The sequence below is a fragment of the Myxococcus sp. MISCRS1 genome (assembly GCF_026626605.1).
Lineage (GTDB): Bacteria > Myxococcota > Myxococcia > Myxococcales > Myxococcaceae > Myxococcus > Myxococcus fulvus.
In genome coordinates this window covers 10,454,541-10,467,521 of sequence record NZ_JAPNKB010000001.1, presented here as the reverse complement: position 1 = coordinate 10,467,521, position 12,981 = coordinate 10,454,541, and the positions used below count along the sequence as shown (strand labels likewise).

11 protein-coding genes and 2 tRNA genes are annotated in these 12,981 nt (G+C 71.1%); 3 read left to right on the top strand and 10 right to left on the bottom strand.

What is annotated here, in order from left to right; translation table 11 throughout:
- Positions 1-251: 251 nt before the first annotated feature.
- From OWM54_RS41715 to OWM54_RS41695, 5 genes are all read right to left on the bottom strand, one after another.
- Positions 252-324, bottom strand: a tRNA-Ala gene (locus tag OWM54_RS41715).
- Positions 325-379: 55 nt separating this feature from the next.
- Positions 380-781: a hypothetical protein gene (locus tag OWM54_RS41710; protein ID WP_223749008.1), complete on the bottom strand. Its 402-nt coding sequence runs from the start codon at positions 779-781 to the stop codon at positions 380-382.
- A 56-nt stretch (positions 782-837) separates the two neighbouring features.
- Entirely contained in the window at positions 838-2,118 is a 1,281-nt protein-coding gene (locus OWM54_RS41705) for an RsmB/NOP family class I SAM-dependent RNA methyltransferase (RefSeq protein WP_420715395.1), read from the bottom strand.
- Positions 2,119-2,232: 114 nt separating this feature from the next.
- The gene (locus tag OWM54_RS41700) at positions 2,233-2,904 is read right to left on the bottom strand and encodes a response regulator (RefSeq protein ID WP_267700918.1); all 672 of its coding nucleotides are present in this window, start codon (positions 2,902-2,904) and stop codon (positions 2,233-2,235) included.
- A gap of 99 nt (positions 2,905-3,003) precedes the next feature.
- A tRNA-Leu gene (locus OWM54_RS41695) sits at positions 3,004-3,089 on the bottom strand.
- 96 nt (positions 3,090-3,185) lie between these two features.
- On the opposite strand from OWM54_RS41695, the gene OWM54_RS41690 reads away from it, so the two are divergent.
- From OWM54_RS41690 to OWM54_RS41680, 3 genes are all read left to right on the top strand, one after another.
- A complete protein-coding gene (locus tag OWM54_RS41690) occupies positions 3,186-3,935 on the top strand; it encodes a tetratricopeptide repeat protein (protein ID WP_267700917.1) in 750 nt (249 codons plus the stop codon).
- 406 nt (positions 3,936-4,341) lie between these two features.
- Positions 4,342-5,298 carry a diguanylate cyclase gene (locus tag OWM54_RS41685; protein WP_324289195.1) on the top strand — a complete coding sequence of 319 codons (957 nt, stop codon included), beginning with the start codon at positions 4,342-4,344 and terminating at the stop codon, positions 5,296-5,298.
- Between the two features lie 47 nt (positions 5,299-5,345).
- Positions 5,346-7,085, top strand: coding sequence for a response regulator (locus OWM54_RS41680; RefSeq protein ID WP_267700915.1), 1,740 nt, complete (start codon positions 5,346-5,348; stop codon positions 7,083-7,085).
- Positions 7,086-7,170: 85 nt separating this feature from the next.
- Here OWM54_RS41680 and OWM54_RS41675 read toward each other — a convergent pair whose 3' ends face one another.
- The 5 genes from OWM54_RS41675 to OWM54_RS41655 form a co-directional block, all read right to left on the bottom strand.
- On the bottom strand, positions 7,171-7,761 hold the full coding sequence (locus OWM54_RS41675) for an HdeD family acid-resistance protein (RefSeq protein WP_141330825.1): 591 nt from the start codon (positions 7,759-7,761) through the stop codon (positions 7,171-7,173).
- Between the two features lie 148 nt (positions 7,762-7,909).
- Complete coding sequence (miaA, locus tag OWM54_RS41670) at positions 7,910-8,824, bottom strand: tRNA (adenosine(37)-N6)-dimethylallyltransferase MiaA (protein ID WP_267700914.1); 915 nt, start codon at positions 8,822-8,824, stop codon at positions 7,910-7,912.
- Positions 8,817-9,713, bottom strand: a complete 897-nt coding sequence (locus OWM54_RS41665) for a hypothetical protein (RefSeq protein WP_267700913.1) — start codon at positions 9,711-9,713, stop codon at positions 8,817-8,819. The genes miaA and OWM54_RS41665 overlap by 8 nt, the downstream gene beginning before the upstream one ends.
- The gene (locus OWM54_RS41660; RefSeq protein ID WP_223749016.1) at positions 9,701-9,874 is read right to left on the bottom strand and encodes a hypothetical protein; all 174 of its coding nucleotides are present in this window, start codon (positions 9,872-9,874) and stop codon (positions 9,701-9,703) included. The genes OWM54_RS41665 and OWM54_RS41660 overlap by 13 nt, the downstream gene beginning before the upstream one ends.
- Entirely contained in the window at positions 9,871-12,981 is a 3,111-nt protein-coding gene (locus OWM54_RS41655; protein ID WP_267700912.1) for a PQQ-binding-like beta-propeller repeat protein, read from the bottom strand. The genes OWM54_RS41660 and OWM54_RS41655 overlap by 4 nt, the downstream gene beginning before the upstream one ends.

The following is a 12,981-nucleotide window of genomic DNA, read 5'->3' as shown; positions in this document are numbered from 1 at the left end:
ACCACGCCGTCGCACGAACAGATGCGTGATGACGCGAAACGCAGCGGCGATTTCTCGAGGACTCCGAAGCAGCGAGCCGACGCGAGCCACCTGGCCCGGTGACATCCGCGGTGGCTCGGGAACGAGGGGCCCGCGGATCCGCGTCGTGCCACGAGACTCCATCGCGCGCGGACCGTCGCTCTGCCCGGCGACACTCACCGGAAAAGAAAAAAGCCCGCCGGGTTTCCCAGGCGGGCCTTCCTACTTCAGAGTGGAGCTAACCGGGATCGAACCGGTGACCTCTTGAATGCCATTCAAGCGCTCTCCCAGCTGAGCTATAGCCCCGTCTTTTGCTACCGGCCGCCTTGGGGAGCGGCCCGACGTCGAAAGTGGGTGCCTTCTACCGCCTCTTGTTCCCAGGGCCAAGAACTGTTTGCGGCTTCGGTGCGTTTTTTCCAACCTTCAACCGCTCAGCGACTTCTTCCCCTTCCCGGAGGATGTCCGTCAGCTCGCGCGCGTGCGCCTCGGCCGCCTGCTCGGCGGCCTCGATGGCCTTGAGCGCGGACGCGAAGCCGGCCGGCAGCTCCAGCCTGCCCTTCTGGATCTGCCGGTAGACGACCTCGCCGAGTTCCTTGAAGGCGCGCTCCTTCTGGTCCTTCAGCACCGTGGCCTTGGCGTTCGCCCGGGCCAGGTCCGAGTTGCGCTCCACCGCCTCGCGCAGCTGCGCCAGTCGGGCCTGCGCCGCCTGGAAGGCCTCGTTGATCTGCTTCACCACCTCGGACTGCTTCGGGTCGGCCGGCACGTCGGTGACACCCCTTGAAGGACCTACGCTGGCGTAGCGTGTGGCCTCGTGGACTGTCAACCCTGCCCGGTCCGCCGGAGCCGCGCCGCGAAGAAGCCGCCCCCGGGCACGCGAGGAGGCAGCGCCTTGAGGTACGGCCCCTGGGCCGCGAGCGCCGCCCGTTCCGCTCCGAGCACGTCCGCCACCGGCTCCAGCGTGAACTCCGGGTGCTTCGCGAGGAAACCCTCGACGACGGCCTCGTCCTCGTCCGGCAGCACCGAGCACGTGGCATAGACCACCAGCGCCCCGTGCTTCGCCTGACGACTCACCTCGTCGAGCAGCTCCGACTGGGTCGTCTGGTACTTGGCGATCTCCGCCGCGTTCAGCTTCCACTTCTGATCCGGCTCGCGCGCCAGCGAGCCCGTCCCGCTGCACGGCGCGTCGATCAGCAGCACGTCCGCGTCCGACAGCGGCAGCGGATGGGGGAAGGCCACCTGTCTCAAGGAGAAGTGGCGCACGCGCTCCCGGGCCTCGGCCAGCCGGCGACGGGAGCGATCTCCCGCGAGCACCTTCCCCGTGGGCCCGACGAAGTCCGCCAGCGCCAGCGTCTTGCCGCCCGCGCCCGCGCAGACATCCGCCACGGTGAGCCCCTGCAGCGAGCCGCCCACCGGACGACACACCTCTGAGATCAGCTGGCTGCCCACGTCCTGGACCTGGAGCCGCCCGGTCTTCATCACCCGCGTCTCGAAGATGCGGTGGCTCGCGTCCACCACCCGCACCGCGTCCGGCGCCGCGAGCACCGCCTCCGCGGCGACGCCCTCCTCCTGGAGCGCGGCCAGCACCGCGTCGCGAGTCCCCGGCGGCCGCACCCGGAAGTGCAGCCCGGGCTCCTCGTCGAGTGAGGACAACAGCCCCTCCAGCACCGACTCCGGATAGGCCTGCGCCAGCTTCTGCACCAGCCAGTTGGGGAACGAGTAGCGCACCGCCAGCCGCTCCGCGTGGGTGTCCGGCAGCGGCGCCTCCGGCAGCGGGGACTCCACCACCTTCTGGAGCACCTCGTCCTTGAGGGTGCGCGGCCTCACCGGCCCGGGGAGCCGGACCTCCGGGCCGATGCGCGTCCAGCCCTCACCACAGAAGATGCGCCGCCACAGCGCGTAGCGCACCAGCGCCTGGTCCTCCGTGAGCACCAGCTTCCCTGGAGGATGCCCCAACAGCTTCGCCGCCAGGTCCAGCAGGCGCTGATGCCGGGACAGCTCGCGCACCACGAGCGCGGCGAACCGGCGCTCCTGGCCTCCGAGCCCGTCCGCGTCGCGCAGCGCATTGGCCAGCGCGGCCTTCAAGGGTTCGCCGCGCAACACCGCGATGTGCGCCTCGAGCGCCGCCGTCGCGCCCCGCCTCGAAGGACGACCGAGCCGCGCCGCCTCCAGCGGATGTGTGGGCCAGACAGTGTCCACGGATGCCAACCTGCCCTTTCAACCGTCCACGCCGAGCGTGATGACCAGGCACCCGGTGGCCGTACGCACCTCGGGAGAGTCCTCCGCGCCCACGAAGAATGACGCCGGGGCCACGAAGCGCGTCCCCTCGACGTCCAGCTCACCCTCGAGCAGCAGCGCCGCCTCGCGTCCCCGCGGCCGCGCCGCCCAGGACCACTGGCCGCCCGCCACCAGCCGCACCCAGATGGCGCCACCCGCCCCACCCCCTGGCGACGCCAGGTGCACACCGGGCGAGCACTCCACCCAATCTCCCTCCGAGGGAACCGTCGTCCCCCGAGACGCCGCCTCCACGCCCCGGTGCACGGCGAGGAAGCGCTCCACCAGCCCGAGGATGTCCTCGATCTGGAAGGGCTTCACCAGGATGCCGTCGGGGACATGGGGACGCAGCGCCCGCGCCACCTCATCCGGGGACGCCGCGCTGACCATGGCCACCGCCTGGCGCCCCTTCCGGGCCGCCTCCAATACCGCCCGCCCGCCCGCCTCGCTGCCGCCGATGCGCAGGTCCGTGAGGACCAGCTCGAAGCGCTCCTGGGAGAGGACCTCCAGCGCCTGGGCCACGTCGCCCACCGAGCGGACCTCCGCCAGGTCGGCGATCAACTCGCCCATCCCTTCCCGGAGGCTCGCGTCGTCCTCGACCAGCAGAACCTTCATCTCGGGGTATCTCCAACGCCCCTGACGGGAGCTCGTCCTCCACACTCCCGGGCAGGGGGGCCGCCCAGCGGATGCTGGCAGCCCGCCCCTCGTGGGAAGTGGCCCTCCCCGGACTCGAACCGGGACGCGGGGTCAGCCGCAGCGGATTTTGAGTCCGCCTCGTCTACCAATTTCGACAGAGGGCCGTTTGTTGGTGAAGCGGCCAGACGTATACCGCGATGGCCGCGCGGATGCATCCGAAGATTGCGGTGCTGCACGTACATCGCTATGAGGGCCCCCGCATGTACAACCTTCTTATCTCGCTGGCAGTGGGAATCGTGGTCGCGCTGCTGGTGAAGCTCGCCAACTTCTCCATCTGGGCCGGGCTCGTCCCGGGCCTCATCGCGGCCGTCATCACCTTCTTCTTCCTGGGCCGCCGGGTCGCCGGGCAGATCCAGGCGCTCATGACGACGGTGCAGTCGGACCTCCAGTCCCAGCCCACGAGCAAGAAGGACGCCGAGGGCCGGGTGGAGCGCGCGGTGAAGACGCTGGAGAAGGGCCTCGTCTACGACAAGTGGCAGTTCATGGTGGGGCCGGAGATTCACGCGCAGATTGGAATGTTGAAGTACATGGTGAAGGACCTGGACGGCGCGCTGGTCCATTTCAAGCAGGGCAGCTCGCGCAACTACATGGCCAAGGCCATGGAGGGCGCCCTGTACTTCCAGCGCAATGACACCCCGGCGATGAAGGCCGCCTTCGAGGCCGCCGCCAAGAGCGGGAAGAAGGAGGCCATCGTCTGGGCGGCGTACGCCTGGTGCCTCCTGCAGAAGAAGGAGAAGGACGAGGCCCTCAAGGTGCTCGGTCGCGGGGTGGAGGAGAACCCCAAGGACGAGAAGCTCAAGGCCAGCCTCGGCCAGCTCCAGAACGACAAGCGACTGAAGATGAAGCCGTACGAGCCCATGTGGTGGCAGTTCGGCCTGGAGACCCCGCCGATGATGCCCCCCATGGGCGGTGGCGGTGGCCGGCGCATGCAGTTCGTTACCCGACGTTGATCCGCCGCGACGGGCCGGAGTGGAGGGCGCCCCGCCCTCCTCCGCCCGGGAATTCCTACCGGTTCCCCACGACGCACGCTGGAACGACTTCCGCCTGGCTCCTGCTGGCGGCGCCGCGCGCGAGTGCAACCCCCTGAAATGACGTCCGCTCGGATGCCCTCCTCGAGGGCATGCAGCTTGCTCCACGCCCACGCGCGTCGGTGGGGGTGACTCCCCGTCGGGCAAGGGCGATGGGCTTGGCGGCCGGAGGTCTCGGGTGAAGGTTGCGGGAGGCGGTGGGTGCTCGCAGGACCGGGAGGCGGCGGATGCGCCTGGGGCGCAGGGGCGGCGGGAGCACCTGGTGGGGCGTGGCATCCGAGACCTCTGGACCGCCAATCATCAGGAGCGCAACGAAGCGGAGAGGTTCATGCAACGGCGAGGGCGCACCTCGGAGCGGTCCCTCCTCCTGGTCATCGAGGACGACGCGAGCGTGCTGGAGAGCCTGTCGGATCTGCTCGCCTCGCGTTTCGACGTGCTGGGGGCGGCGGACGCGGGCGTGGGGTTGGAGCTGGCGAGGGAACACCGGCCGGACCTGGTGCTGCTGGACAGGTTCCTGCCCAGCGGGGATGGGCTGGCGGTGCTGGAGGCGCTGCAGGAGGACTCCCGGACGGAGTCCACGCCGGTCATCTTCCTGACCGGGGACGCGGACGAGGCCACCCTGGAGCGCTGCCTGGAGATGGGCGCGGTGGACTTCATCCACAAGCCGGCGAGCGCGAGGGAGCTCATGGCACGGATCGACCGGGCGCTGCGGCAGAGTGAACAGCAGCGGCGGCTGCAGATCCTCGCCCAGACGGATGCCCTCACGGGGCTGGCGAACTTCCGGGCGCTCACCGTGCGGCTGGAGGAGGAGCTGCGGCGCGCCCAGCGCTACGGCTACCCGCTGAGCGTGGTGATCATCGACCTGGACCACTTGAAGGCCATCAACGACGGCATGGGCCACGACGTGGGCAACCGGGCCATCCTCGCGCTGGCCAACCAGCTCAAGGGCAACCTGCGCGAGTCGGACTTCGCGGCGCGCTTCGGGGGCGACGAGTTCGTGGCGCTCCTGCCCCACCAGACGGCGCTGGAGGCGGCGGTGTTCGCCGAGCGCATCCGCTCCGGCCTGCGCTCCGTGGGCGTGCAGAAGAGCGACGGCCGCCCCGCCTCCTTCGGGTTGAGCGTGAGCGTGGGCATCGCGGACCACACATTGGAGACACCCCGGGACGACACGGAAGGGCTGATGAAGGCCGCCGACGCGGCCCTCTATGAGGCCAAGCGCGAGGGGCGCGACCGGGTGGTGGTGTTCGGCCGTCCGGCCATGGCGCCGTCCGTGCAACGGCACTGAGCGCGGGCACGACGCAGCAGGCGACGGCGGGAAGCAAGAGGGCGCGGATGATTCTGGGCAACAGGCTGACGAGCGGTTCGAGGGTGGCGGTCGTCGGAGGCGGTATCGCGGGTGCGGGGCTGGCGGCCTCGCTGCTCTTCAATGGCAGGGCGCGGGGGCTGACGCTCGATGTGCGCGTCTACTCGGGTGGCCTGTCGGAGCGCACCGCGCCGCCCGCCGTGCTGACGCCGGAGTGTCGCTCGCGGCTGGCCGCGCTGGGCTGTCGCATCCCCACCGAGTGGCGCGCCCACGAGCTGCGCGGCGTGGAGATCATCTCCGAGGGGCGGCGCGAGCTGCTCGCCTCCTCTCCCGGTGGCCTGTGGGTGGTGGACGGCTGGCCCCAGGGACAAGGCGGGCTGGCCCAGGTGCGGGACGTGCTGGCCACGGCGGCCAGCGCCCAGGGCGCGCGCTTCCTCGAGCGGCACGTGGACCGGGTGGAGCGGCAGCCTGCGGCCCCCGATGCGCCGGCGTCCGTGCGAGGCGCGGGCCCCCTGGTGGTCCGCGCCCAGGGAGGCGGCGAGCGCTTCCACGCGGTGGCCCTGGCGGGGGGCGCGGGGCCCCTCATGGGCGACAACTTCTTCCCGGGCTTCCGGCCCGCGCCGACGATGCCCGCGGTGCAGGCTCGGCTGCGTCATGCGTCGTCGCGGCTGGAGATCGCGCCGGTGGCGCGGCTCTGGGTCGCGCCGCTTCCCACGGTGGATGGCTTGTTCCTCCTGCCGGGCGCGGACTCCGTCTACGCGCTGGCCTTCGGGCCTGCGGTGACGCCGGCCGACCTGTGCCAGGCGCTGATGATGGCCTCGCGGGATGGGCTGCTGGAGGAGGGCTTCGAGCTGGCGGCGCTGGAGACCACGCGGCTGCCCTTCGGGCCCGGGCGCACGCTGGTGGCTCCGGGGCAGATTGCCGTGGGTCCGGCGGCCTTCGGACATCCGCTGCAGGTGGGGCTGTCGGAGACGCTGGCGTCGTGCAGCCGGGCGGCGGTGGCGCTCCTGGATGGGGGATTGGACGCGGGGGCCCTGGAGCGCCGGTATGTGCGCGAGGGCCTGTGCGAGCTGATGGAGGACGCGTCGGCCGGCGCCCGGGCGGTGGGCTGGTTGCGGCGCGCCGGCAAGCGGGCGCCCTCCGCCTTCGTCGCGGCGAAGGGGCGGCGCACGTCCGTGGGCGTCCATGGCGGTGGTGTGCTCGGGTTGAACGCTCCCACGCCGCTGGCCCTGCTGGGGGCCGTGCGCTGGGCGGGCCTGCGCGAGACGATGAGCAACTGGCTGCGGATGTCGCTGGAGCCGGTGCCCCTGGCCATCCCGGAGCTGGAGCCGGACCTGTACTACGTGGTGGATGACGACGCCGATGCCCGCGAGGCGCTCACGGCGCTCCTGGAGAGCACGGGGGCCAAGGTCGTCGCCTTCGCGGACGAGCTCGCGCTGTTCTGCGCGGTGGCGCGCAGACCTCCGACGGCCATCGTCCTCGACGTCGTGCTGCACTGGGTGGATGGGCTGCGGCTGTGCGAGGGCTTGAAGCAGCATCCCCTCACGCGCAACACGCGGGTGGTGGTGATGAGCGGGCTGAACCGGCCGCACGTGCGTCAGCGCGCGCTCGACGCGGGGGCGGAGGCCTTCCTGCCCAAGCCCGTGGACCCGGAGCTGCTGATGCGCATCCTCACGGGCCGACTGACTTCGTCCGGCGGCACGAACGAGAGGGTCGCGCCCCCGCCCCCGAGCGAGACGGGCGCATCGGACCGCTACGCCGCCTATTAGTCACGCGAGGCGTCTGCGCGAAGAACAAGGGCACGGTGGCCAGACGGTCACCGTGCCCTTTCAATCTGGAATCAGCGGCCTGGGGTCAGGGCGACACGGAGACGCTCCGCATCGCGCGGCGCAGCTCCAGGGAGCCCGCCATGAGGGCGATGCCGCGCATGAGGATGGAGATGCCCACCAGGGTGCCCACCAGCCACACCGCGGAGATGGGCCACTGGGCCATGACGATGACGCCCAGCGCGATGGAGATGGCGCCGTAGGCGAAGTCCCAGCCCCACTTCGGATAGCGGTCCATCAGCGACGTCACCACGTGGAAGAGGCCGCTCGCGAAGAAGTAGCCCGCGAGCAGGAGCGTCAATGCGCCCAGGCCCGCCGCGGGGTTCATCAGGACGAAGATGCCGACCACGGTGGAGAGCACGCCGTTGAGCAGGTAGAGCCAGAACGGGCCTCCGGACTTCCGCACGCGGAAGGAGGAGACGATCTCCGCGATGCCCGTCCCCGCGAGCAGCGCGCCGAAGAGGATGACGGAGACCATGCTCGTGATGAACGAGGAGCCCAACGCCACCAGGCCCAGGATCGCCATCAGCACGCCGAGGACGAAGAGAGGTCCCCAGGCCGCCGAGGTGGCTCTTCCTCCTTCGGTCGAGATGGGGTCACGTCTGAACTGTGTATCCATGTCGCTCCGCTCCTGCGTCGAGAAAGGATTCAGCGGCGAACATGGGTGCCTCGGGTCGCGGGGACAACGTCGCGCCTTCCCGGTCCCTCCCCTCCTCGCCCCTCCCTCGGGGGCAGGCCTCACCCACGGGGAGCGAGGCACCAAGGCCTCACCCGGGGGATTGCGGTGAGTGCTCGCGGAGCGCGGCGTACGGAGGCTGGACGAAGACGGCGCCCGCCTCCTTGCGGAACCAGGTGAGCTGACGCTTGGCGTACCGGCGTGTCTCCTGCGCCGTGTCCTGGATGGCCTCCGAGAGGCTCATGCGTCCGTCCACCACCGCGCGCGCCTGCACGTAGCCCACGCTACGCATGGGGGCCGCGTCCGCGTACCCCCGCTCCATCAACGCGCGTGTCTCGTCCACGAGGCCCGCGGCGAACATGGCCTCGGTGCGCGCGTTGATGCGCGCGTACAGGTCCTCGCGAGCCGGCTCCAGGACGAAGAGGCGGAAGGGATAGCGGTCCGGGAGGAACGCATGGGCCTTGCGGAACTCCGAGGCGGGCACGCCCGTCTGCGCGTGGATCTCCAGCGCCCTGACGACACGCACCAGGTCCTGGACCGGCAGCTTCGCGGCCGTCTCGGGATCCACGGCGGCCAGTCGACGGTGGACGGCCTCACGTCCCTGCTCGGCCGCGACCGCCTCCATCTCGGCGCGCAGCGCGGGGAGCGCGCCTGGAGCCTCCACCACTCCGTGCAGCAGGATGCGCAGGTAGAGCCCCGTCCCGCCCACGACGATGACAGGCCGACCGCGGCCGGTGATGTCCGCGATGGCCGCGTCCGCGCGACGCTGGTACTCGGCGGCCGAGAACGTCTCCAGCGGGTCCACCACGGACAGCAGGTGGTGCGGCACCGCCGCGAGCTCCTCCACGGACGGCTTCGCGGTACCGATGTCGAAGTGCCGATACACCTGCTGCGAGTCCGCGCTGACGATCTCTCCGCCCAGGCGACGCGCCAGCTCGATGCCCAGCGCCGTCTTCCCGGAGGCCGTCGGCCCCGCGACCACCGTCAACACCGGCCCCTCACCCATGTCGCGACGCTCCCAACGCAGCCCTCACCACCGTGACGGCGGACTCATCCCGAGAGAACACCAACCGCGCCGACTCCACCTCGGACAACAGTCGACCCGCGGACGCCAGCATCGCGGCCCTGCCCGCTGGGGACGCCTCGGGCAACAGCACATTGTGCACCAGCATCCGCCCCGTCTCTCCCCCACCCTGACGCTCCCAGCGCGAGCTCGAATCCCACGCCAGCGTCCCCACCGCCCCCAGTCGCGCCTCCCGAGGAAAGCCCACGTTCCACGGCGTCCCCGAGGCGCGCCACAGGCCCGGTGCCTCCGGCCATATCGCGACCAGCTCGTCCGAGAGCAGTGACTCCCCCGCCCCCATCCACAGTCCGCCCAGCGTGCTCTTGCCAGCGCCCGAGTGCCCCGTGAACAGCGCCGCAGCCCCGTCATGCACGAGCGCCACGCCGTGCACCAACAGCCCACCGCGCCGCGCCAGCTCCGCCGCCAGCATCACGCGAAGGACCACCTCCACCGGGAAGCGCCCCGCGCCGACCACCGCGCCCCGCGCACCACCCGCCTCGATGCGCGCCGAGTAGTCCTCCCCCTCGAGGACGAGCGCGCCATCCTCCGCGCGCCAGGGACGGGGAAGCGCTCGCGTCGCCGGCTCCGCGCGCGGCACCTCGGGCGGACGCACCTCCAACCGGGAGACGCGAGCACCCGCCGGAGGCGCGTCGACGATGAAGCCCGCGAGCGAGCGCCGGAGCAGCTCCTGGACGCGGGCTTCCGGCACATGAAGCCCCACCGTCCAGCCCGCCAGCGTGAGCCAGGGGCCGGACGTCTCCTGCGAATCATCGAGGCGGCCCGAGCGACGGGGACCGGACGGGCCGGCTCCCGACGAGCTCAGGGCGTGCACTCCGACTCGCCAGGGATGTTGCACTGCGACATCGCCGCGAGCGCGACGAAGGGCTGCTCCCACAGGATGGCGGGCGCCTCGTAGCGAGGCGTGACAACGGACGACGGAGACGTCTCCACCGCCGGGGACTGCGGGGCCGAGGGGGTCGAGGGAGGGTTCACGGGAACGGTACCGGGAAGGCGCAGATGCGGCCGTCCTGAGAGCCGACGTGCAGTCGGGAGACAGTGGTGTCGATGGTCGGCGTGCCGATGAGCTGCGTACCACCGATGGCGACCTGGCCGGAGTCCACGCCGCCGATCATCTCGAGCTGGTGCACGTTGCCATCGGAGCTGCCCGCGTAGATGCGGACCACGCCGGCCTGGTTGAGGGTGAACGTACCGGACGGGTTCGCGATGGGCGTGGTCCACACACGCGTGGGCGCCGTCGCGCCGGGCGCCGAGTAGTCCCAGAACTCCACGGCGCCACTGGCCAGGCTCGCCACGAAGCCGCCGCCGAGCGGGCGCACGAAGCTGGTGAAGGCGGGCGTGCTCGGCGAGGGCCGGGTCCCCACGTTCACGCTCCACACGGCCTGCATCGTGTTGCCGTCGACGGCGTGCACCACGCCGTCGCTGTTCGTCGCGAAGATCTGATTCGCCACGCCGTTGCGCACCAGGCTGTGCTCCAGATCCCCCAGCGACAGGCGCCCCACCTCGGCGCCGTTGAGCGTGTTGAGCACACGGAACGTGGCCGCGGACCCGTTCGCCTTCGCGCCGATGAACAGCCGGTTGGTGGTGTAGTCGACCACCATGCCGCCGCTCACCATGCCCAGGTCCCCGGGCTGGTAAGTGAAGACGGGCGCACCCGTGCGCGCATTGAGCGCCACCACGCGGTTCTGCGCGGCGTTCGCCAGCCGCGTCGCGAAGAACACCAGGTCCGTGTTCGGACGCGCGGCCTTGTACGCCGCGTTCGCGTAGTCGTGGAGCTGCGTCACCGGGAACGACTGGATGGTGCCGATGGGCGCGCCGTTGTTGTTCCAGCGCCACAGCACCGTGCCCGTGGTCGCGTTGAGCGCATACGCCACGCCGCTCTGGTCCGCCGTGAGGATGTACTGGCCCGGCAGGCCATTGAGCGGCACCACCGGGAAGCGGCTGCCGATGAGCCCCGACAGCGGCAGCGGACGCCAGCGCTCCGCGCCATCCTCGGAGGGGTGGGTGACGTTCGTCAGGTTGGCGACCACCGAGTCATTGAAGGAGCTGAAGATGCCCACGCCCAGCTCGGTGATGGGCTGGAGCCGCGCGTCCAGGCCCACCGAGTAGCACCACAGCGGCGCCGAGCCCACGCGCGCCCGAGGCGTGGCCATCAGCGCCACCGAGGCCGTGGGGCGATTGCCCGCCGAGTACAGCCCCACGTCGTCCGTGTTGTAGACGCGGTAGTAGTACGTCGTGCCGTTGACGACGCCCGTGTCCGTGAAGGACGTCGCCGCGCTGAACGACTCCGACAGGACGACGGTGGCGTTGCCCAGCGTCGCCCCCGCCGCGTACGTCTGGCCCGCGACAGGCGCCGTGTTGGGCGCGGCCCCCGCGGAGCGGAGGATGAGCACGCCGTTGTGCACCGAGGGGTTGTCCCACGTCACCGTCACGCTGGCGTCGCGAGCCACCGCGGTGAGGCGCTCGACCTCGGGCGCCAGGCCCGTGGCGAGCACCAGCGGCGTCTCGATGCGGGCAGCGGCATCCGACGCGTAGGCCAGAGGGAGGTGCACGCGGTGTCGGAACACGGTGGGCGCGTTGACGTTGGCCACGGAGGCGTACGTCACCGTGAAGGTGCGCTCCTGGTTGGGCATGATGCGCACCGCGTTGGTGTTCGCCAGCCACGTGTAGCTCGCCGTCGCCGTGTCGTAATAGGACATCCATCCGGTGGGCGCGGGCGGGTTGCCGGTGATGCCGAAGAAGTTCACCGGCGGCCGGAGCAGCTTGACCTCATCGAGCGGCACCGTGCCGCGGTTCTGCACCGTGTACGTCACCGTCTGGTTGCCCTGCCCCGGCACCAGCACCGACGGGCTGACCTTCACCCGGTGCGCGACGACGCGGCCCTCGGCCGAGCGCACCACCGGCGTCGAGACGGTGGCGCCATTCAGCGTCGCATCCGCCTGGACATCGAACGCATAGGTCGAGAGCTCCGCGCCGGTGACGGTGTAGCTCCAGATGAAGTGCGCGGACGCTCCCGGCGCCAGCCGCGCCACGTTGGCCGGACTGGGCCCCGACGCGAGCGCAACCTGCGCCGAGCCGACCAGCACGGGCGCCCGAGGCGTCACGTTCAGATACGCGTTCGTGGGGGACGTGTTGGTGACGCTCAGGCGCACCTTGACCGTCTCTCCCGTGAAGGCCTGGGTGTTGTCCACGTCTCCGGCGGCGGCCAGCGGCGCCACGTTCACCATGGGGGTGTCCGCGACGTTCGACGTGACGGAGCCCGAGCCGTTGCGTCCCCGCACGCTGGCCACCATGGTTCCCCCCGTCTGCGTCGTGGCCCGGGCGGAGAGGATGCCCGCGCCACGCTGGGGGATGGTCACCGCGAAGTTGGCGGGCTGCACCTCGACGACCTGGAACGTCACGCCACCGGCGCCCGTGCTCGGACCCTCGGCCGTGATGTTGGTCTGGTTCGCGGTGGAGGAGCGGTTCTCGATGACCAGCCGCGCGGTGATGTCGTCCCCCACGCCCACGGCGCGCGGGGAGATGTCCACGCGCGTCGCCAGGCTCACGCGCTGCCACTCGGCCTCGTCCTGCGTGCGATTGGTGCCGAACGACAGGTTGCCGCACGCCTCGTGCGCGGAGAGCTGCGTCGTGAACTGCTGGCCGACGGCGTTCGTCGCGCTGATGTTCGGGATCATCCGCAGCGTGAACGTCGCGGACTCGTCGAACATCAGCCCGGCATCCGCGCCCGCGCAGTTCACCGGGAGGTTGTAGCGGACGCTGCGCGTCGCCACGTTGTGGGTGGCGATCCATCCGGCGGGCGCGGGGCTCTCCAACAGCGTGTAGCCCGTGGGCAGCACGAAGTTGACCTGGTTGATGGGACGGAACTGCGGCGAGTTGGCGCGCGTGTTGTTGCGCACCCGGACGCGCAGCTCGGACACCTCGTCCATCACCACGGTGGCCACCGTCTCCCCGGGTCCAGGGAGCGTGGTGAAGACGGCGGCGCGCGTGGTGCTCTGCGCCAGCGCGGCCGAGGGCAGCACGAGCGCGGCGACGAGCGCGGCGAGGCGGGCGTTGACGGACTTCAGGGGGGCGGGGCTCAC